Origin of the sequence: Haloferula chungangensis (assembly GCF_042664875.1) — a bacterium.
In the GTDB taxonomy this organism is placed as follows: Bacteria; Verrucomicrobiota; Verrucomicrobiia; order Verrucomicrobiales; family Akkermansiaceae; genus Haloferula; species Haloferula chungangensis.
In genome coordinates, this window is the sequence record NZ_JBHTBS010000014.1 from 33763 (window position 1) to 54638 (window position 20876).

Sequence of the window (20876 nt, forward strand, 5' to 3'; positions counted from 1 at the left end):
CCAAAGACTCCTCGCTTGAAAGCTCCCTGCCTGCCGCTTGGTATTCATGACGACTCCTGTCGATCTTCCAGAGACTCGGTCTCTCACTCCGATGCACCGACTTTTCACTCTCCTTTTCATCACCACCCTCGCAGCCGAGCCCCTGGACCCCGGCCACTCGCATCAGGGCGAAGCCTTCAACGAAGGGCCCCGTCAGGAAGCGGTCATCATCGAGGGCACCGGAAAGGTCCATTTACCCATCACGACCTCATGGGAAGATGGCCAGGCATACTTCGACCAAGGACTCGGGCAGCTTCACGGTTTTTGGTACTATGAAGCCGAGCGCTCCTTTCGGCAGATCGCGGCCCATGACCCCCATTGCGCCATGGCCTACTGGGGCATGGCGATGGCCAATTGGGAGAATCCTGAGCGAGCGCGTGATTTCATCGACAAGGCAAGCTCGCTCGCCACCAAAGCCTCGCCCCGCGAACTCCAATACATCAACGCCCAAGCGAACTATTACGACGGAATTCCGGAGGACGCCAAAGCACGCAACTTGGAGCTCGTCCACGACCTCGAAGGCATCATCCACGACTACCCCCACGACCTCGAGGCCAAGGCATTCCTCGCCTGCCGCCTCTGGCAGTTCTCTGAAAAGGGTGGCATCCCGATTCCCAGCCATGAAGCCGTCGACGCCTTGCTTCAGCAGATTTTTAGCACGGCTCCGCTCCATCCCGCCCATCACTATCGCATCCACCTGTGGGACAAACACAAAGCCGAACGCGCCATCGACTCCGCCGCCAAGCTCGGCATCACCGCCCCGGCGATCGCCCACATGTGGCACATGCCCGGCCATATCTACTCGAAGCTCAGTCGCCACGAAGACGCCGTCTGGCACCAAATGGCATCCTCCCGCATCGATCACGCCCACATGCATGATCGCCAACTCCTTCCCGACCAGATCCACAACTACGCCCATAACAACGAATGGCTCGCCCGCAGCTGGATCCACCTCGGCAATGCTCCCGAGGCCCTCGCCATGGCGAAGTCCCTCCTCGCCAATCCACGCCACCCCAAACTCAACAGCCTCGAAGGAAAAGCCCACTCCTACCGCTATGGGCGCGACCGATTGCTCGAGGTATTGGAAAAATTCGAACTCTGGAATGAAACCCTGATGCTCGCCGGCACCACCTGGCTCGAAGCCCTTCCTGAATCTCGCGACGAACTCCCACGCCTCCGGCTCATCGGCATTGCCCAGTCCGAATTGAAACAAAAAGACTACCTCATGGAAACCATTGCCAAGGTGGAAGCCATCAAGAAGACGAAGGGACAGGAACCGCAGAAAGCCAGAAATAACGGAAACAGGAAAGCGGGAGGCAAAGCCAACAAGGAAGCCGAACAAATCAACAAGACCCTCGACGAACTCAAGGCGTGCCTCAGCGCGATTGACGGCGACACGAATGCCGCTCTCACCGCATTGGAAAGATCGCAACGCCCCGATTTCGCCAAAGCTCTCAAGCACTTGGCACTCGGCAATGAAAAGAAGGCCGATGAGCTCTCGAAGGCCACCATGGAGAAGAGCAGGAATCAGACTCTCCCGCTCGCCGCTCGCATCGAAGTCCTTCATGCCCTCGAGCGCCACGACGAAGCCCGCCGATGCTTCGGCGAACTGCGCCAACACTCCTCCCATCTCGACCTTCAGGCCCCGCCCTTCGTTCGACTTTTACCGATCGCGAAGGAATACGGTATCCCGGATGACTGGACCGTTCCCTACGAAATTCCCGCTGACTTCGGCGAACGTCCCAACCTGACCGATCTCGGGCCGCGCCACTGGTCCCCGCCTCAGGCCTACAATTTTGCCCTCGCTTCCCTCTATCTCCAGTCCAATCAACTTTCCGACTACCGAGGTCAAGCCGTCATCCTCATCCACTACCTCGGCCATTCCTGCCTCCACTGCGCCGAGCAACTCAACGCCATCGCCGAGCGCTACGACGACTTCAAAAAATCCGGCCTAACCGTCATCGCCATCAGCACCGATGACTATACTGAACTCAGCAAATCCCAATACAACTACGCGAGTTCGGACGGCCCGTTCCCCTTCCCGCTGTGCGCCGACCCGGATATGAAATCCTTCCGAGCCTACAATGCTTACGACGACTTCGAAAAGCAGCCACTCCACGGCACCCACCTGATCAGTCCCAAAGGCAGGGTTCTCTGGTCCGATATTTCCGCCGACCCGTTCATGGACATCGATTTCCTCCTCAACGAATCAAGCCGTCTGCTCAAGCTGCATCACTCGAAGTAGGTATCCTCATGCCGATAGGGAGGCGAGCAGCAGCAGAGCAGACGAAGATCCTCCCGCGCCTGAATCTGATGCCAGGATCCAGCTGGAATCAAAATCGCATCGCCCTCTCCAACCTCCCTCGTTTCCCCCTCAAGCTCCATCGTGCCGCTGCCGGAGAGGATGAAATAGAATTCCTCGCTTTCCTTATGCCAGTGACGTTCGGTCTCGCCACCTGCGGGAATGGTCGCTTCCGCGAGACTCTGCTTCTCCACCGGGGCATTCGATCGATCGAGTATGCTGCGAATGGTCGACCCATCCTTGGTCGTGAATGGCGCTTGCTGATCAATGGCACGGACTTCCATGCCCGACATCCGACACCTCCTTCGCTCAGTCGCCAAGGAAAACCAATTCCTCGGCGACCCGGTTGAGGGTCAGTCGTGCCTGCGGCAGCACCTCCGAGAGATTGCCAAAAAGCTGTCGCGGGGCATTGCGTGGGACGTTCGGATTATCCGCCGCCTGACGATAGGCCTTCCGAGCGAAATTTTCGTAGAATTCGACACCTGGAGCACCACGACGTTCACACCGGCGCTGAAGAAATCCCGGGAACAAGCCTGTTAGAACGAGGAACTGATTTCCCGCCGCCACCTGCAAATGAAAGCGCAGCCTGCCGTGCGCCGATTCGAGAATCGATACAAAATCCGTCACATGAGTCAGTCCGGATGGCACCCCTTTCAACACATCATCCGGATCAGCCCCCACCCTCTCGGCCAGAACCGCGGACACAAAATCGGCAACCGCCACATCCTCAATTCCTGCCTGGAGGAACGAGTGACGAACGAGCACGTAAAAATAGAAGTGAGGAGAAACGCACACCGCGCCGGGAGAATCGATCACCCCTCGGAAAACCTCCTTGAGATCAAGCATCTCACGCATCGCCTCGGGATCTTCCCACAGAGTCCACAAGTGGCGATTCTGATCTCCCGGCGAAAGAATTTCGGCGAGAAAGGCGAAGTCGGAACGAGTAAAACGATCACAACTCGAGGAAATCCACGTCTCCATCATAGCGATCCAATTAGCAGATTCCTGCCCATCTTGACGATAAAAAAGCTTAATCAAACCAAACTAAACACGCTGAAACCCCCGTATTTCATTGAAAATGTGAGATTTAGCCTAGCGAACTTTGGGCTTGCCAGCCCTAAATCCCACTCGTATTGGGCTTCGCCGTTCGACGGCAGGAACCACTCAAGACATACCATGACCCGGACCTATAAATCCGTGGCCCTGGCCTTTGCCGGAGCCCTTCTTTTCACTTCTTGCGCCTCACAAGCGAATCAGAAGAAAGTCGCCACCACCCAATCCACCTGGAAGGTTAAGTCCGTTCAGAAGGGTCAGGCGTCCTGGTACGGCATCCGCTGCAATGGTGGAACCCATACCGCAAGCGGCGAGACCCTCTGCAACCACGCGCCGACCGCCGCTCACAAAACCTTGCCCATGGGCACCAAGGTTCGGGTAACCAACCTCAACAACGGCAAGTCCGAAATCGTCAAGATCACCGACCGCGGTCCCTACACCAAGGGACGCATTATCGACGTCACCGAAGGCGTGGCCAAACGCATTGGATTTTTCGGCAACGGCATCACCAAAGTGAAAGTGGAAGTCGTCGAGAAGGTCGCTCCGACGGAAGACAACAAGAGCTGATCCTCCCCCAGAAATTTTTTTTCAGGCCACCGTCCTCCATCGACCGGTGGCCTTTTTCATGGCCCCCCAAGTGCCATTCCTGCGACGCTCACTCCACCGATACCGCAAGGTCTTCGCCAAGGGACTCGATGGAGTCGACCAGGGCTCCCGGAGAAAGGCCATCCGGAAGCGAAACGATCCCCTTCGCATGAAACAAGGGATGACCCGACATCGGAGCGCTCTCCAGCGCGGTGTGCAGATCCTCAACATTTGCCCCTGCACTCGCGATGGCCGCTGATAGCGCCTTCACAATCCCCGGACGATCATTGCCCACCACGTCCAACGTAAGCATCGCGCGCTTGGGTGCCTCCTGATGGGATTCCCGCTGCACCTGAACCGAAATCCCCTCACTCGCAAGCGCCTCCAGAGCCTCGACCAGTTCTTCAATCCCCTCCTCCTCACATTCAACCCGCAGAATCCCGGCGAACTGACCCGCAAGCCGCGCCATCCGGCTCTCCAGCCAGTTCCCGGCGTGATCCGCCACCGTTTCTGAGAGCCGCTTGACGATACCCGTTCGATCCGCTGCCAGAACCGTCATGACTACTGATACTTTCATGACTCCATGCATGCACCACCGCCGATCCGAGGTCATGCCTTTTCTTTCAAGACCGACTCCTAATTCCACGAGGACTATCCCCAGGCGGCATCGTCGATGGAGCCGTCCGGCTTTCACCTGCCCCGGTCCTCATCGATCCGGCACGCCGAGACGCGCTCTAGCATTGCGTGATGGACGATCATCCGCCTGAATTCCGGCCCCATGGCCCGCCCCGGACTGATCCTGAAACTTTCCTGCCCCGACCAACCCGGCATCGTCTCGAAAATCTCGGGCTACGTCGCCAGCTACTCCGGCAACCTCGTCGAATTCGCTCAATTCACCGACAAGCTCGCAGGACGCTTCTTCTCACGCCTCGAAATCGATACCGCCGGCCTCACGGTTGAAGTCGAGGATTTCATCGATGGCTTTGGCACCCTCGGCCGCGCGCTCCAGGCCGATTGGCACTTTCGCCGCCTCCCCTACAAGATGCGCACCGCGGTGCTCGTCACCAAAACCGACCACTGCCTCCAGGAAATCCTCTGGCGCACCGAACTCGGCGAACTCCCGGTCGAAATCACCTCCATCATTGGAAACCGCGACACCTGCCAACCCATCGCCAAACACGCCAGCATCCCCTTCCATCACATCGAAATGGATGGCGACAAGAAGGCCGCCGGCTTCGCCGAAATCCAAAACCGCCTCCAAGCCGAAGACGTCGAACTGATCGTCCTCGCGCGTTTCATGCAGATTCTCCCGGATGACTTCTGCCGTGCCTACGAAGGCCGCATCATCAACATCCATCACAGCTTCCTGCCCGCCTTCATCGGTGCCAATCCCTACCGGCAAGCCTACGAACGGGGCGTCAAACTGATCGGTGCCACCTGTCACTACGTCACCGCCGATCTCGACGCCGGCCCGATCATTGAGCAGGAAGTCGATCGCGTGCAGCATTTCCACACCCCCAACGACCTCGCCCGCCTCGGCCGCGACTGTGAGCGCGCCGCCCTCGCCCGCGGCATCCGCTACCACGTCAACGACCGCACCATCATCGATGGAAGCCGGGCCATCGTGTTCCCGGACTAACAGACCAAGCACCGATCCAGCGTTTGCTGCCGTTCCCCTCTTCGCCAACTCCTGATAGGTCATGCAGATCGAGCTTGAGAAAATCTACAAGTCCTTCGGACGGACCCAAGCTCTCAGTGAAGTCACCCTCGACCTTCCACCTTCGTCAGTCGTCGTTCTGTTAGGAGAAAACGGTGCAGGAAAATCCACTTTGCTAAGAATCATGGCTGGCCTCTGCGTTCCTGACTCCGGTCTGGTCCGCTACGATGGAGTGGCCTTCTCACGCGAGAACCTTTCCCTCAGGAGGAGACTCCACTTCACACCGGATATCCCCCTCCTCTTTCCCGAGCAATCAGTCGGACGAAACATCGCAACCTTTGCCGCCCTCTATGAGAAGGAAACGAAAGGCCGGGAAGACTTTGTTGCTCATTGGTTGAAGGAGACCGGCAGCGCGTCTCTGATGCGCCGAACCGTATCCAACCTCTCCCGTGGACAGATTTACAAGGCAGGCCTGGCGTGCGTTGCCATGATCGAACCGGAGCTCTGGCTCGTCGACGAGCCCTTCGCATCGGGAATGGATGCCCTCGGAATGGGCGCATTCCGCCGACTCGTGAAGCACCTGACCGCCAGTGGCGGAACCGTCGTCTACACCACCCAAATGGTCGATATGGCCATGGACTTCTCCGACCACGTCTGTGTCATCAAGGAAGGGGAGACCATTCTCTGGGACTCAACCACGACCATCCAGGAGCGCATTGGAGATGACCCTGAAGCTGCGGAAAAAATTCTAACAGGCAACTGGGGGAACCCATGAAGCTTCACCACACCGACCTTGAAAAAGAGCTTCTCAGACTTGCCCGCCTTGGCTCTGAAAAGAACAAGCTCAAGCCACCAGATCAAAGTTCAGCAGGTGCGTTTTTAAGAAGTCTGGGGTCACTCGTCCTCTTTGTCGGCGGGGTGTCGATGCTTCTCGGAATTCCCTACGAAGAAGTTCGCGGGCTCCATTGGCAGACCTTGCTCACGGCAATGCTACACATGTTTGTCGCTCATGCCGGATCAGGAAAACTCTACGAAACCGCTACCCGTCTGGGAGCCTCAACCGTCCTCGTAAATCTTCCAATCGCCGGTATCCATGCTGCCAGATGGATCAGGAGCTGCTACTTGAGGCGGCATTGGCTTACGCCTTTGATCGCGAGTGTCATATGTTCCTTCGCCCTCATTGAGTCGCCACTTGATCATCCGCTTAAGCTCGTCAGCACCAGTCTTCTCCTCTTCGCTACAACCATGTCGTCCGTCATGCTTCTCGGTGACGAACGCTTGCTCAAATTTCGAATTCCAAGCATCTGGCAACTTCTCTTCCTCGGTCTTGGACTGCTTCTCAGCATTCTCTATTTCACCCAACCTGGAATCTTCCTCGAAGGCAATTCCCCCCGGTGGGTCGCCAAGGCCATCACCGCAATTGCATGGCTCTATCCTCCCACCTGGGTTCTGCCTGAAGCTCTCTCGAGTGGCGGCGTCCTCCTTGCCGCCATCTGGATCTCATGGGGATTCATCCGATGGGCATCCTGGCCACGGAAAATCGCCGGGTTTTTCGATACCCCTCAGGATTTTTTGGGCGCATGGGGCAATTTTGGATACGACGAAATTGATGATCTCGATTCTGTCGAACTAGAACCTGACAATAGTAGAGCAATCGCTCGTGGCTCCCTGTCATCAAAAGATGAACCTGACGAGTTCGTCCTTCCCGAGCCTCTAAGCATCACCGCCAAGGGGTGGGTCGACCGCTGGATCAATCGCTGCATCGGACTGCGGGACCGTCACATCGCCGGTGCCATTACTCTCCCAAACGGGAACTACACCTGGCGCACCAACCTGGTTCTGAAGATCACCCCAATCTGGCTGCTTGCGGTCGCCATCTTTGCATTCACGTTCAAGGACGGCGAACTCAAGGACAGTATTATCCTGTGGATCTGGCTTCTCACCCCACTGATCATCGGTCTGGGATTATTCCCCTTCACCAATGCCATCAGTCGAGCCACCAGCACTTGGTATATCGGAGAACAGAGCATTCTGTTTTTCTCGGGTCTACCGATCAGCATGCGCGACATCCTCCGCATTTCATCAAAGATAACCACCGCCCGCACCCTGATCTTCATCCTCATCGGAGCCCCTGTTGCGGCCATACAACTGACGTTGCTGAATGAGGACATCAATCCTTGGATGGCCTTCATGGCGGTTCCCTCCATTGGTCTCACCTGGATCCTATCTCGACCCGTTTTCATCTGGAGTCGGCTCCAAGAAAGATCCAAAGGACGGAAGCGAGCGATTATCCGCTTTGGCCTCGGCACTCTTCTATCCATCGCCCTCGCATTCGTTTGGCTGATCGCCGGAGGATCATCTCTCCTTAGCACCTATTTCCTTCTTGTCGCCGATATGGGCTCCAAGGATTTCACTATTAGTCTCCTCCTGCTTCTCGGCGCTCAAACGATTTGCGGACTCGCCGCCAGAGCCACCTTCGAGATCCGAAGATGGCAATCCAATCAGCAAGTCATCGATTGGTTAAAGCCGGACTAGCGGCAGACTGCTCACTTTCCATAACCCTTTTTCTTCGTGTCCGGTCCTCCGTCGCCACGTGGCGGAACCTCCTCGCCGTTTTTCGTCATCAGCGCCTCGACCGCGTCCATCATTTCGACAATCGGACGGAAGTTCCCACGCCGGTAACCCCGCGCTATTGTGAGAGGCGTCCGTCCGTAGCGGTTCTTCTGATTCCAAACCTTGATGTCCGCGCCCTTTTCGTCGAGCAGCGCCACCAGCTTGAGCGAGGCCTTGTAAGCCGCGCCGTGCATCACCGTCTCCCTGTTGTTATCGGTCGCATTGATGTCGGCGCCGAGCTCCAGCAGATAAAGCAGTGCCTCAATCGCGTCATCCTCTGTGCCCGCCTCTTCGCCCGGTGCATTCACCCCGATGCCGCAAACCATCAAGATCGGCGGCGTGTTGTCGGCATTTGGAATCGTCGGATCCGCGCCCAGTTCCACCAACAGCCTCATGAATGGCAGATCACATGTCTCCGCCGCCATGAAGAATGGCGTTGCCCCCTTCGGGTTCATGGCTTCGGCATTTCCACGTCCGTTCTTCAACCGAGCATTCACGTCCGCCCCCGCCTCAACCAGCTTTCTCACACACTCCAGGCTCGTCACGCTTCCCGAGCCATCGGGTGGCGGCATCCCGTTGACACCGTCGCCGCGCACGCTCTTTCGCACCCAGCTCATTGCATGCAGAGGCGTGTATCTGGATCGCTGATCATTCGGGTCCGCACCTGCTTTTACAAGCTCGAGCGCCAATTCGAAATGTCCGTTCTCCACCGCCAGCATCAAGGGCGAGGTCCCCGGCCTCATCAATTTGCCGTTGGGCTTTTTCGGCTCAGCCACCTCATTCGCATCAGCTCCTGCATCCAACAAAATCTTCGCCACCCCGATATGCCCCTGCCTCGCGGCAAAAAGGAGCGGCGTGAAACCCGAGTCGAGACTCGTCCCCAGCTCCGCGCCATTCTCCAGCAAACATTTCACCGCTTCCTGATGCCCTTCCGCTGCCGCCCACATCAGCGCCGTCTGCCCCCTGCGCTCCTTCGCATTCACCTCCGCCCCCTCGGCAATCAGTGCCTTCACGCATTCAGAACTCCCCGTCCGCGATGCCGTCATCAAACAGGTTTCTCCTCCAGCAAGCACCGCATTCGCATCCGCCCCCGCCTCCAGCAACAGCCGGACCATCTCCGCATTCCCATTCCGACATGCCAGAGAAAGAGCCGTCACCCCGTGGCGATTCGCCTGCGTTGCCAGGTTCCCACTCACCACCAAGGCCTCCACTGCCTCGACGTCATCCCGATCCGTCGCCTCTAACAACCGATCCAAATCATCCGCAAACGCCGACGAAGAAACAGCCAGCACCACCAACGAAATTGCGCGAAATTGACGAAATTTAAAACCGCGTGAATTCACTCCAAACGAACTCATAAGCGACTCAAAAAATCTGCGTCCATCCCCGTTCATCTGCGGTTAAAAATCAAATTCCCAACGGCCGGCTCAGCTCATCAATCATCCCGTTGCTATCGCCGAACGACTCCAAATCCACCCCCGCCTTGTCGAGCAGGGTGAGATGGAGGTTCGCCAGCGGCTGCGGCTTGTCGAAACGAATGTGTCGACCGCCCTGCATGCCACCCGCCGCCCCGCCCGCCACGATGATCGGCAGGTTGTTGTGATCGTGCACGTTAGGATTTCCCATGCCACTGCCATAGAGGAAAAGCGAGTGATCGAGCAGCGTGCCATCACCATCCTTCGTCCCCTTCATTTTCTCCAGGAACTCGGCAAACAAGGAAACGTGGAAGGCATTGATCTTCGCCATCCTCGCAATCTTGTCCGGGTCATTGCCGTGGTGCGTCAGCGGATGGTGTGGATCGGTCACGCCCGTTTCCGGATAGGTCCGATTGCTCGTCTCCCGAGCCAACTGGAATGTCGTCACCCGCGTGATGTCTCCCTGGAAGGCCAGAATCTGCAGTTCGAACATCAACCGTGCATGATCGGCGTAGGAAGCCGGCACGCCCTCAGGACGATCAAGGTCAGGCAGCGGGTTATCCTTCGCATCCGACTCGGCTTTCTGGATCCGACGCTCCACTTCACGAACCGCCTGCAAATAATCATCCACCCGACCCCGATCCGCCGCTCCAAGCTCACGCTTCAGGCTCGCCAAATCGTCACCCACCCAATCGAGCAAACTCGCCCGACGCTTCAAGCTCGCCTGCCGTTCCTCCGGAGTCGCACCCTCGCCGAACAACATCTCAAACACCAGACGCGGATGGGCCTCCGCCGGCAGCGGCGTCGTGGGCGATGCCCACGAAAGATTGTTCTGATAGACGCAGGCATAGCCATTGTCGCACTGACCGACTGTCTGCATCAGATCCATCGACATCTCAAGCGATGGCAACTGCGTGCCCCGCCCGATATGCTGCGCGGCAATCTGATCCGCCGTCGTTCCAAGGAAATAGTCCGAACTCTCGGTCCGACGCGCCTGCGCCGCACTCAGGAAAGCCGAGTTCGAGGTCGCATGCGTCCCGGGATAAGCCGGTTGAAGTTCCAGATTGGAAAGCACCGAAATCTGATCCTTCACCGAGCCTAAAGACTTCAAGATGGGCGACAACTCACCGAGCTTGTCCGTGCCCTCCGGCGTCCAGCGCGTGATATCACAGCCCATGGGCATGAACACGTAGCCCAGACGCTTCACCGGCTTCGCCACTGTTAGAGTAGAAGCCGTGGCTGCGGGAATCATCGCGTCGAGCAGAGGCAGACCAATGGTCGCCCCCATGCCACGCAGGAAGGTTCGGCGATGAAGGGATTTTCGGGAAAGAATCATGGTTTTTTTCTCATGGTGAAGGGGACGCTTTTCACGACCCCGATGATGATATCGGACAGCTTGTAGTTGGAGGCCGAAGCCTCGGAAACAATCGCGCGCACAGCAGGGGCGTCCTGGTATTCAACACCTCTGCCAACCCCGTAGATTAGGAGCTTTTCTGCCACTGTCCTAGCAAAAAGCTCGGGGCGATCCAACAAGCCATCCTCAAGCCCCTCGACCCCTGAAAACTCCGTTCCATCAGGCAATCCTCCCGATGAATCGACGGGCAAATCCCCCTCCCAGCTCCGCCAGCGGCCGACGGCATCATAATTCTCCAGCGAAAATCCCGGCGGATCCATCAGCACGTGGCACACCGCGCAACTCTTCTTCTCGCGGTGCGCCGCCAACCGCTCCCGCATCGGCAGACTTTCGGAAATCACCATATCATCCAGCGACGGCGTGTCCGGTGGAGGTGGCGGAGTCGGTGTTCCGATGATGTTCTCCAAAATCCAGTTCCCCCGGATCACCGGAGACGTGCGGTTGGCATAGGAGGTCACCGAAAGAATGCTGCCATGCCTCATCAGACCGCCACGCTTGCTATCCTCGTCCAGTTCCACTCTGCGGAAACGACTCCCATAGATTCCCGCAATCCCATAGTGCTTCGCCAAACGCTCATTGAGGAAGGTGTAGTCCGCTTTCAACAGATCGAGCACGCTGCGATCTTCCTGTAAGATGCTATTGAAAAACATCCGTGTCTCCGTCTTGAAGGCCTGACGCAGGTTATCATCAAAGTCGGGAAACAGACGAAGGTCCGGCGAGAACGAATCCAGGTTTCGCAAATGCAGCCACTGGTCCGCGAAGTTCGTCACCAGCGACTCCGCTCTTGGATCGGCAAGCATCCGTCGAACCTGCTTTTCCAACCCACCCTCCGCCGAAAGCTCGCCCTTCTCCGCGACCTCTAACAACTCTTCATCCGGCAAGCTGCTCCAAAGAAAGAACGACAGGCGCGACGCCAATGTGAGATCATCCAAACGATACACACTCCCCGCCTCCAGCTCCGCCGGATCCTCCTCAATCCGGAACAAGAAGCGAGGGCTGACCAGAATCGCGCTCAAGCCCGCCTCAATGCCGGCCTCGAAGCCTTTCTCTTTCCGCTCCTCCTCGAAGAACCCCATGGGCCCCGCCAGTTCCTCCTCACTCACCGGACGACGGTAAGCCCGACGCATCAGGCCTGCAAAAATCTCCCTCGCGCAGGCCTCTTCATCCCTCTCCGACTCCGGCATCCTCACAAAGATCTTTTTCCGGCTCGGTGTCCCATTCCCCGTTTTGGCATCAGAAGCGTCTGCCTCGAATGGCCCCGAAATCGAAACCTGAAAAATCGCCGGAGCCTGTCGCGGATGCCGGTGCATGTTATACTGCGCGTCATACGGCTTCCGCTTGTTTTCCTGTAGCGACGACGACTTCCTAACAAACGTTACGCCCAACTTCTGAGGCCCACCCTGCACACGGATGCGGGCCTTCAGATTCGCATCCACTTTCGAGAAGTCCCGATTCCTTGGCCGCTTTACTTCAAACTCCGCCACCTTTTCCTGACCCACCAGCACCTCGATCTGATGCGGTTCATAAAGCCCTTCGATTTCCTCATTGCGATCCCTGGAAAGCCGGATATCCACTTCATACTCGCCGCTCACCGGGAAGGTGTGATCGATCACCACGCCACCTCGGGTTCCGAACGGCAAGCCTTCGAGCCGCTCGTCCTGCGTTCGGTCCGCCGGCACCCGCACCACCCGGATCTGTGGCGAACCTTGATCACCACCCACCGCGATCCGGCTGATCTTCTGCGCCGCACTGATGTAACGACTCAGCAAAGTCGGAGATAGACTTCCCACCGTGATGTTGTCGAAACCATGGCTCGACTCATCCTTCGGCAGCAACTCGAACACATCCACTTCCACCCCGAGCAGATCGCGAATTGCATTCTGATATTCCGTCCGCGTCAGCCGCCGAACCGCATCCACATGCCCCGGGTCTGGCGACTCCGAAGCCCGGGAATCAAAGTAAGCCGTCAGCGTCTCCAAGGTCGCTTGGTAGGTCTCTTCGTCCGGCCGCACCTCTTCCACGGGTGGCATCTGCCGCGCGTCCATCCGCCGGATCACTTTCTCCCAAATCTCCGGATGCTTCCCGATCTCATCGCCTGAGATCCCATCCAAATCGAGTCCGCCTCGCTTGATGCCGCCGTCATGACAGTCGATGCAGTACTCATCCAGCAGCGCAGGAAGATCCTTGGATAGGGGATCTCCGAGGACGAAAGGAGCCACGATCCATAGCATGGCAGCCGAACCAAGGCATGATTTGAGGGTCGTTCGAGACACAATGGGATTTTTAGGTTAAAGCAATACAGGTGCGCCCTTGCCCTCCTGTCAGTGAAAACGAGTGAATTCTCGGAAATTCACCATCGAGTGGGGCACAAGCGGATTCTAGGTTCCCGGTTTCACCTGGAAACAGGAGTCGACAAACTCCGATCTGTATGACAACCCACCGCCGTCCGCCAACCGGAGCCGTGGCTCCAAAACCGTCCGGCGGCTTCATTAAAGATCATGAAAGCTCTCAATCGCAGCACAGCCGGCGACCTTCCCAACTATCCCGAACGCGTCATCCAGTTTGGCGAAGGCAACTTTCTCCGCGCATTTGTCGACTGGATGATCCAGCGCATGAATCAGACCGTCGACTTCAACTCTTCCGTCGCCATCGTCCAACCCATCGAGCAAGGCCTGGCCGACCTGATCAACAAACAGGATGGCCTCTATCACCTGGTCCTTGAAGGCATGAAAGACGGCCAAGTCGTCAAAGAAAGCGAACTCATCCACTGCGTCACCCGCTGCCTCAATCCTCACACCCAATTTCAGGAATACCGCGGGCTTTTCGAAAGCCCCGACGTCCGCTTCGTCGTCTCTAACACCACCGAAGCCGGCATCCAGTGGGCCGATGGTGAAAGTCTCGACATGGAACCCCAACATTCCTTCCCGGGAAAAATGACCGCACTTCTTTATCGTCGCTTTCAGAAGTACGACGGTGCGGCTGACAAGGGCCTCATCATCATCTGCTGCGAACTCATCGAAGACAACGCTGACAAACTTAAGGAATACGTCCTGCGACACGCTGCCAATTGGAAGCTTGAACAGACCTTCATCGATTGGCTCGAAAACGCCTGCGCCTTTTGCTCGACGCTGGTCGACCGCATCGTCCCCGGCTTCCCCCGCGACACCGTGAAGACCTATCAGGAACAGTTTGGCTTTGAAGATAACCTGATCGTCGTCGGCGAGTACTATCACAACTGGGTCATCAAGGCCCCTGAGTGGGTCGCCAAGGAATTCCCCGCCGACCAGGCCGGACTCAACGTCAGCTTCGTCGACGAAGCAGAGCAACGAAAAATCCGGGATCAGAAAGTCCGCATCCTCAATGGCTCGCACACCGGCACCATGGCTGTCGCCTACCTCAGTGGATTCGACACCGTCCGCGAATCGATGGAGAACGAGCACCTCGGAAAATTCGTCCGTCAGATGCTCGCTGAGGACATCGTCCCGAACATTCCCGGTGATCAGGATTACCTGCAGCAGTTTTCCGACAAGATCCTCGAACGGTTCTACAACCCCTTCATCCGCCACGGCTGGCTGACCATCTCCCTGAACTCGATGAGCAAATGGGAAACCCGTGTCCTTCCGAGTCTGCTTGATGCCAAAAGGAACACCGGCAGGGTCCCCGACAAACTCGCCTTCTCGCTCGCCGCACTGATTGCCTTCTACGCCGGCCAGCGGGCCGAAGAGATGTATGTCTGCCGAGACAACCAGGATATCCTCGACCTCTATCAGCGCGTCTGGTCGAGCTATGACAGCAGCCCCGAAGGTCTCCACAAACTCGTCGAAACCGTGCTCGCCTACAAAGCAAACTGGAAGATGAACCTCAATGAAGTCGACGGACTAACAGATGCTGTCACTTCCCGCCTTGCCCGTATTCTCGAAATTGGCGTCTTCGAGGCCATGAAGGAAACCCTTTCCTGAATCCATCATCATGAGCGCCCGATTTCAAGCATCCCCGATCGAAGGTTTTGCCCGATTTCCCCTTCCCGGGGACAATGCCGTCATCGCCACCCAGGACCTGAAGAAGGGCTACGCGCTTCTCCACGGCGGGCAGGAGATCCGTGTCCAGCACGACATCCTCACCGGTCACCGCTTTGCGGCCCGCGAGATCAAGAAGGGGGACGCCATTACCTCGTGGGAATATCCCTTTGGTCGGGCAACACGCGATATCCAACCAGGTGAGTACCTCTGCAACCAGGGCGTGCTCGATCGCTTCGCCATCCAGCAGGATCCGAAATACCGGAACCTCGAGATCCCGAGCGAACCCAATTTCATCGACGACATGCCTGAGTATGTCTTCGACGAAAGCGGGTGGACAGAGCCGGAAGCGCTCGAAGCCTACGCCACCACTCGGGGCTTCGCCGGCCACTTCCGTGGCGAACGCGGCACCGGCACCCGCAACCTCGTGGTCGTTCTCGGCACCACCTCCCGCACATCGGCACTCGCCCAGCGCGCCGCCGAGCGATTTCAGGGGAAAACCGCTGCATTCACCCAGGTCGATGATGTCGTTGCCATTCGCCACACCGAAGGCGCAGAGACCGATCACGAAGAACGCCAACGCACACTGCGCACCCTCGCCGGACTCGTCACCCACCCGAATGTCGGCGCCCTCGTCGCCATCGATACCCGCACCGAAAGTGAGATCACCAATGGGGAACTCCTCGATTGGATTGCCAAACACGGTCCGGACATCTCCGATCTGTCCATCCATCTCGTCACCGCCGCCGAAACCTTTTCCCGGGATCTGGATGCGGTATGCAGGCAGATTGAAACGGCTCTAACAGAAGCGAACCGTTCCGAACGAAGCGACCGTCCCTTTTCCGAACTCAAGATCGGCCTCAACTGCGGCGCGTCCGATGCCTTCTCCGGCATTTGCGGCAACGTCCTATCCTCCGCCATCGCCCGGGAAGTGATCTACTATGGGGGTAGCGCCAACCTCACTGAGACTCCAGAGCTCGCCGGTGCGGAAGACTACACGCTTTCATCAATCACCGATCCGGCGATCGGACCTCGCTTCCTCGACATGCTCGATCGCTTCAAGCAGCAACTCGGATGGCACGGCGGCAAGGTCGACAAGAACCCCTCGGAAGGAAACCTTCTGGGCGGCCTTTACAACATCACGCTCAAATCACTCGGCGCCGCGGTCAAACGCGACCCGCGGATCCCGATCCAGCACGTCACCGAGTTTGGAGAGCGCATGAATTTCCCCGGTTTCTACTTCATGGATGGCATGGGCGGCGACATCGCCAGCTACACCGGCCAAGCCGCTGCCGGCTGCAACATCATCCTGTTCGTCACCGGTCGCGGCACCCCCACGAATTCATCGATTGTTCCCACTATCAAGATCGTGAATACCACCGAGCGCTACGAATTGATGAAGGATGACATCGACATCAATGCCGGCCGCTACCTCGATGGCATGTCGATGGAAGATCTCACGGCCGAAAGCCTCGACCGCGTCGCCGCCATTGCTTCGGGCGAAAGGACCAATGGTGAAAAGGCCCACCAGAACATCGATCTTCTCTGGCGCCGGAAATTTTTCATGGCCGAACCCGTCTTGCCGGCCCCCTCCCACGCAAGTCGCCTCTCCGGTGAGCCCCTCACACTCCAACCCTCGGCATCTTGGCGCAGGCTCGAAATTTCCTTCGATGGCATCCGCGAAAACGGACGCGTGACTCCTAGGGAACGCGTCGGACTGATCCTCCCCACGGTCGGCTGTTCGGTCGCCACCGCTGAGCAGGCAGCGATCCGCCTCAACAGGAGCAGGCTTCTAACAAGTGAACGTGTCTCACGCTTCGTCGTGCTCTCAAACACAGAAGGCTGCGGCGTCACCACCGGATCGGAGATCATCAATTTCATGCTCGGGTACTCGAACCACTCCCTCGTCGAGCGCTGCCTATTTCTCTCACTCGGTTGTGAAATGGTTTCCCTTAACTTCCTTCGCTCCGCGATGAGCGGCCAGGACATCGGCTTCCCCGAAATCACCAAAGCCGTGCGGAACCGAAAAATCGAACTCGACTACTTTGGCTGGTTGACGATTCAAGGAGCCCGCGGCACCGCGAACACCATCACCGCTGTCGAAGAGTGGTTCCATCAGCAGCTTGAGAACATCCCTGCCCGAAATTTCGCCCAAGGCAGCGCCTCCGACCTCAAGCTCGCCATGATGTCCGGCGACAATCTCAGCGACGAACTCGCACGCAGCCTCGGAGAACTCGCCCAACACGTGATCGCTTCTGGCGGCAACATCATCGTCCCCGATCTCGATCCACTGCGTGACTCCAGCATTTTCCGCCTCCAGCTCGGCATCACCCATTGGGCACCGACTCTAAGCTTCGCACAGGATGTCAGCACCGCCGGCATGCACATCATGCAGTGTATCACTGAGAATTCTGTCGAACGTGTCACCGGTCTGGGCGCCGCCGCCGACATCATTCTTCACGCCGACTCGCGCTCGGCCGCCCTCGCCCACGTCCTTACTCCCACTCTCAACGTCACCGACCATAGTGAGTCGAGCGACTTTGACAAAAAGCTCATCACTTCCGAAGTAGAGAGCTGGAGCCAACAACTTGCCGATCTCGTCAGCGATGTCGCCTCCGCCAGGCTCATTCCCCGTCAGAATGCCATCGGCCAGACTGGCAATCAGATCGCCCGCGGTGCGCGAGCGGTCGCGATTTGATCTCAGCGACTCCGCCGCAGCCGGAAAAATTCCCGCGCTTTATCCGCCGGAACCGTGACCTGATAGATGTCTCCATTCAGAGCAGGGACCACGTCGCTGCGGACTCTCCAACTTGACCGCAGTCCGGGATCAGAAGTCGACTCCAGATTCAAAGTGATATCCGTCCGCGGCCAAGAAAGAGTGACTTCGCTTTCTGACTTCATGATCTCGGGTTGCGGGAGAGTCAGGGGTCCCGCACCGCTGGGAGGTGACCATCGAACCACCACCGCGTCACCCTCCACAAACGCCCGATAGATCACCTGCCCTTTTGAGTTCAGAGTTCCCGGCATCGAAAACCGAAGATTGGGAAGGAGCTGGGTGATCTTACCGAAGCCTTCCAATGATTGCTGCTCCCGGGCGATCTCCATAAGCCCCAAACTTGGATCATGAAGGAATAATCCCAGAGTGCCTGCAGGTGCCGATGGATCTTCAAGCTTCAGAACTGCCAGGAAACAGATCTGACCGACGTCATTGATGCCCACCGAGTTTTCGAAGAACCCTCCCATGCTACCTCCCCCGGGTGCCGGATCGCCTACACGGGAAATAACACGAATGCTGGAACCGTCTCCTACGAATATGCCATCAACCGATCCTCCACTCGCTCCGGAAATACCCGACTGAAAGGCCACCTCTCCTTCTCCGTTCACATCGACGGTAGTCGAGAGATTAAGAAAGCGGCCGTTGCCATCGGGCAGCAGATCGCCACGGCGTGCAATCTCGATGAGGCCGGTTCCTTCAGAACGAAAAATCGCCGCGCCGTCACTCGTTCCAGCGTTGGTATTCCGCAGCTGAGCCCAGAACGCCACATGCCCGCTATTTCCGAGCGACGGCACGACAACATTCAGCGCGTTGAGGGTGCCGTTGCCATTCGGAACGCTTTGATTCTCTCTGGCCACCGTGGTGATGCCAGCCTGATTGGCGAGAAAGATCCCTGCTCGCGACCCATTCGGATCATCGGGCAGCACTCCTACATTCAAGAGCATCTCTCCACGTTGGTTCAGTTGCAGGTCATTGACGACGCTGAGATTTTGAAAGCTTCCATCATCCTCGGGTGTTCGCCATCCTGACCGAAATACCTCCGCTTCGACGCTGTTATTGTACAGGTAAACAGCGTTCCCGAAAAAGCCGGCGGAGCCGTCCACGATAGCAGCTGCATAAGCCAGCTGACCTTCATGATTCAGCGCGAAGTTCAGGGGTGACCGGGTAAGAGAGCCCCCGTGGCCATTGTCGATCACCTCGCCTTTTCGCGACACTTGGTGAAGTATCTGATCGGGCTCACTTATGAAATAAAGCGCTCCATTATCGCTGGATCCACCCAATGTCTCCGTCAACGGGACGAGCGCGGCGAGGTCCCCTCGACCATTCGCCAAATACGCATCATTTGTCACCCCCCCGATCCGGCCATTGCTATCTGGAGTTGGATCACCCGAAAGGAGCAGGGCCGATATCCTATCACGATTGCCATTCGCCTTGAACAAACCGTTAGACTGGTATGCGCCATTCTCGCGCAGAGTGCTATGAATGTAGGCATCCCCGGAATCGGTAAGATAACAGGAATCGATTTCGAAAAGACTTCCTGAGAGCCCTTCAGCGATGTCCCCAGATCTGGCCATCACCACCGACTCCTGAGCATGCGCCGCAGAAATTAGTCCCAAGCCCAAACATCGCAGCACGGCGAGACTGAGATCCATCCGGAAGTCCTGAATTGGTAACCCATACATCAAGCAATCCCCTACGACAAACAGCCCTCCAAAGCAACGGCCGTTTTTCTTCTTAAAGTGTCTGTCCCTTTAAAAAGAAATTGAATTTTTTTTGGTGCGTGTTTGGGTGCCTTATGCGTCGACCTCGTTTCCGTGGCCCGAAGGATCTTCCCGTGGCCTACTTCCATTGCGTTTCTCGTGTGGTCGGGCGGGAATACCTGCTCGGTCCTGCCGAGAAGGAACATTTCATCAAGCTGATGCGGATCTACGAGGCACTTTGCGGACTCCGCATCGCTTCCTACTGCCTGATGTCAAATCACTTCCACCTCCTCGTGGAAGTTCCCCAACGCCCCTCCCCCGACGAGCTTCCCAACGACGAGAATCTCGTCGGTCTCGTGCGCAAGACTCTCGGCAAAAAGTCAGCCAACGAACTCGAATGGGAACTCGGACATCTGAAATCCATCGGAAATATCAAAGGCGCCGATGCCCTGCGCGAACGTTGGTTCGCGCGCATGTGGGACATCAGCTCCTTCATGAAGACGCTCAAACAACGCTTCACCCAATGGTTCAACGCACGCCACAAGCGAAAAGGCACCCTCTGGGAGGACCGATTCCGCTCCGTTCTTGTTCAGGGTGAATGCCATGCCTTGCGCGCAATGGCAGCCTACATTGACCTCAACCCCGTGCGCGCGGGCATTTGCGAAGATCCTGCGGACTACCGCTGGTGTAACTACGCCGAGGCGCTCGCGGGCGGTCAGCTTGCCCGCCAAGCCGTCTCATTCCTCAATTCGCTTGCGCCACACGGCGGGCTGCTTCCAGCCAATCAAAGACCCAGAACTCACAAGGAGGGCCTCCAGCGATGGCGCTGCTGGCTATTCGGTCTTCCTGAAAGCGAGGCAGGCCAAGCCGAACAACTGGATCGCGAGAAAACTCGAGCAGGCAGTGCAACTATCAGGGACCGCGTCCCACGAAAAGCCGCTCTGGACGTCCTCGCCAAAGGCGGTCGTCTGGACCGCGCGACCTATCTGCGATGTCGCATTCGCTATTTTACTGACGGCCTCGTCATCGGTCATCGCGACTTCGTCGAGCAGGCATTTGCCGCCTGCCGCGACCACTTTTCCCAAGGCCGCAAAAAGGCAGCCCGTCCGATGCGCGGACTTGAACTCGCCCCCAAACCGGAGCGTCTCTATGCCGCGAGACAACTGCAGAAAGATGTGATCACCTAGAGATCGACGCAGCAAAAGCCGAGCAGCACGTCGATGGCAGGCCCAACTCTCCGGCCCTGAAAAACCCAATGCGCCGGGAACTCCATCGAAAACCGACTCAGGTCCGACGATCTTCCCGA

15 protein-coding genes are annotated in these 20876 nt (G+C 57.6%); 8 read left to right on the forward strand and 7 right to left on the reverse strand.

The window, feature by feature from the left end:
- Positions 1–91 precede the first annotated feature (91 nt).
- Positions 92–2284, forward strand: coding sequence for a redoxin domain-containing protein (locus tag ACFQY0_RS18780; RefSeq protein ID WP_379715702.1), 2193 nt, complete (start codon positions 92–94; stop codon positions 2282–2284).
- Here ACFQY0_RS18780 and ACFQY0_RS18785 read toward each other — a convergent pair.
- Both ACFQY0_RS18785 and ACFQY0_RS18790 read right to left on the reverse strand, forming a co-directional pair.
- Positions 2272–2625, reverse strand: a complete 354-nt coding sequence (locus ACFQY0_RS18785) for a cupin domain-containing protein (protein WP_379715705.1) — start codon at positions 2623–2625, stop codon at positions 2272–2274. The two genes, ACFQY0_RS18780 and ACFQY0_RS18785, sit on opposite strands and share 13 nt — an antisense overlap.
- A gap of 25 nt (positions 2626–2650) precedes the next feature.
- Positions 2651–3322 carry a hypothetical protein gene (locus ACFQY0_RS18790; RefSeq protein ID WP_379715708.1) on the reverse strand — a complete coding sequence of 224 codons (672 nt, stop codon included), beginning with the start codon at positions 3320–3322 and terminating at the stop codon, positions 2651–2653.
- A 195-nt stretch (positions 3323–3517) separates the two neighbouring features.
- On the opposite strand from ACFQY0_RS18790, the gene ACFQY0_RS18795 reads away from it, so the two are divergent.
- Positions 3518–3961 (forward strand): septal ring lytic transglycosylase RlpA family protein, encoded by a 444-nt coding sequence (locus ACFQY0_RS18795; RefSeq protein ID WP_379715711.1) that lies wholly within the window; start codon positions 3518–3520, stop codon positions 3959–3961.
- An 88-nt stretch (positions 3962–4049) separates the two neighbouring features.
- Here ACFQY0_RS18795 and ACFQY0_RS18800 read toward each other — a convergent pair whose 3' ends face one another.
- Positions 4050–4556 (reverse strand): glycine cleavage system transcriptional repressor, encoded by a 507-nt coding sequence (locus ACFQY0_RS18800; protein WP_379715714.1) that lies wholly within the window; start codon positions 4554–4556, stop codon positions 4050–4052.
- Positions 4557–4757: 201 nt separating this feature from the next.
- Here ACFQY0_RS18800 and purU point away from each other — a divergent pair, with 201 nt between their 5' ends.
- The 3 genes from purU to ACFQY0_RS18815 all read left to right on the forward strand — a co-directional run bounded on the left by purU (position 4758) and on the right by ACFQY0_RS18815 (position 8171).
- On the forward strand, positions 4758–5618 hold the full coding sequence (purU, locus tag ACFQY0_RS18805) for a formyltetrahydrofolate deformylase (protein ID WP_379715717.1): 861 nt from the start codon (positions 4758–4760) through the stop codon (positions 5616–5618).
- Positions 5619–5679: 61 nt separating this feature from the next.
- Positions 5680–6411, forward strand: a complete 732-nt coding sequence (locus tag ACFQY0_RS18810; protein ID WP_379715720.1) for an ABC transporter ATP-binding protein — start codon at positions 5680–5682, stop codon at positions 6409–6411.
- Complete coding sequence (locus ACFQY0_RS18815) at positions 6408–8171, forward strand: hypothetical protein (protein ID WP_379715723.1); 1764 nt, start codon at positions 6408–6410, stop codon at positions 8169–8171. The genes ACFQY0_RS18810 and ACFQY0_RS18815 overlap by 4 nt, the downstream gene beginning before the upstream one ends.
- A gap of 11 nt (positions 8172–8182) precedes the next feature.
- On the opposite strand, the gene ACFQY0_RS18820 is transcribed toward ACFQY0_RS18815, so the two are convergent.
- The 3 genes from ACFQY0_RS18820 to ACFQY0_RS18830 form a co-directional block, all read right to left on the reverse strand.
- Positions 8183–9541, reverse strand: a complete 1359-nt coding sequence (locus tag ACFQY0_RS18820; RefSeq protein ID WP_379715726.1) for an ankyrin repeat domain-containing protein — start codon at positions 9539–9541, stop codon at positions 8183–8185.
- Positions 9542–9656: 115 nt separating this feature from the next.
- The gene (locus ACFQY0_RS18825) at positions 9657–11000 is read right to left on the reverse strand and encodes a DUF1552 domain-containing protein (protein ID WP_379715729.1); all 1344 of its coding nucleotides are present in this window, start codon (positions 10998–11000) and stop codon (positions 9657–9659) included.
- The gene (locus tag ACFQY0_RS18830; protein ID WP_379715732.1) at positions 10997–13351 is read right to left on the reverse strand and encodes a DUF1592 domain-containing protein; all 2355 of its coding nucleotides are present in this window, start codon (positions 13349–13351) and stop codon (positions 10997–10999) included. The genes ACFQY0_RS18825 and ACFQY0_RS18830 overlap by 4 nt, the downstream gene beginning before the upstream one ends.
- A gap of 225 nt (positions 13352–13576) precedes the next feature.
- On the opposite strand from ACFQY0_RS18830, the gene ACFQY0_RS18835 reads away from it, so the two are divergent.
- Together ACFQY0_RS18835 and ACFQY0_RS18840 are read left to right on the forward strand one after the other, a co-directional pair.
- Positions 13577–15037 carry a tagaturonate reductase gene (locus ACFQY0_RS18835; protein ID WP_379715735.1) on the forward strand — a complete coding sequence of 487 codons (1461 nt, stop codon included), beginning with the start codon at positions 13577–13579 and terminating at the stop codon, positions 15035–15037.
- Positions 15038–15047: 10 nt separating this feature from the next.
- Positions 15048–17792: a UxaA family hydrolase gene (locus ACFQY0_RS18840; protein WP_379715738.1), complete on the forward strand. Its 2745-nt coding sequence runs from the start codon at positions 15048–15050 to the stop codon at positions 17790–17792.
- A gap of 2 nt (positions 17793–17794) precedes the next feature.
- Here ACFQY0_RS18840 and ACFQY0_RS18845 read toward each other — a convergent pair whose 3' ends face one another.
- Positions 17795–19552 carry a DUF7453 family protein gene (locus tag ACFQY0_RS18845; RefSeq protein ID WP_379715741.1) on the reverse strand — a complete coding sequence of 586 codons (1758 nt, stop codon included), beginning with the start codon at positions 19550–19552 and terminating at the stop codon, positions 17795–17797.
- A 152-nt stretch (positions 19553–19704) separates the two neighbouring features.
- Here ACFQY0_RS18845 and ACFQY0_RS18850 point away from each other — a divergent pair, with 152 nt between their 5' ends.
- A complete protein-coding gene (locus ACFQY0_RS18850; RefSeq protein WP_379715744.1) occupies positions 19705–20757 on the forward strand; it encodes a transposase in 1053 nt (350 codons plus the stop codon).
- Positions 20758–20876: the final 119 nt, after the last annotated feature.

Bases quoted from the DNA above. Each gene is read 5' to 3' on its own strand.
- ACFQY0_RS18835 (WP_379715735.1), top strand. From the start codon at position 13,577: ATGAAAGCTCTCAATCGCAGCACAGCCGGCGACCTTCCCAACTATCCC.
- ACFQY0_RS18825 (WP_379715729.1), bottom strand. From the start codon at position 11,000: ATGATTCTTTCCCGAAAATCCCTTCATCGCCGAACCTTCCTGCGTGGC.
- ACFQY0_RS18790 (WP_379715708.1), bottom strand. From the start codon at position 3,322: ATGGAGACGTGGATTTCCTCGAGTTGTGATCGTTTTACTCGTTCCGAC.
- ACFQY0_RS18845 (WP_379715741.1), bottom strand. From the start codon at position 19,552: ATGTATGGGTTACCAATTCAGGACTTCCGGATGGATCTCAGTCTCGCC.
- ACFQY0_RS18780 (WP_379715702.1), top strand. From the start codon at position 92: ATGCACCGACTTTTCACTCTCCTTTTCATCACCACCCTCGCAGCCGAG.
- ACFQY0_RS18810 (WP_379715720.1), top strand. From the start codon at position 5,680: ATGCAGATCGAGCTTGAGAAAATCTACAAGTCCTTCGGACGGACCCAA.
- ACFQY0_RS18785 (WP_379715705.1), bottom strand. From the start codon at position 2,625: ATGGAAGTCCGTGCCATTGATCAGCAAGCGCCATTCACGACCAAGGAT.
- ACFQY0_RS18800 (WP_379715714.1), bottom strand. From the start codon at position 4,556: ATGAAAGTATCAGTAGTCATGACGGTTCTGGCAGCGGATCGAACGGGT.
- ACFQY0_RS18815 (WP_379715723.1), top strand. From the start codon at position 6,408: ATGAAGCTTCACCACACCGACCTTGAAAAAGAGCTTCTCAGACTTGCC.
- ACFQY0_RS18795 (WP_379715711.1), top strand. From the start codon at position 3,518: ATGACCCGGACCTATAAATCCGTGGCCCTGGCCTTTGCCGGAGCCCTT.
- ACFQY0_RS18840 (WP_379715738.1), top strand. From the start codon at position 15,048: ATGAGCGCCCGATTTCAAGCATCCCCGATCGAAGGTTTTGCCCGATTT.
- purU (WP_379715717.1), top strand. From the start codon at position 4,758: ATGGCCCGCCCCGGACTGATCCTGAAACTTTCCTGCCCCGACCAACCC.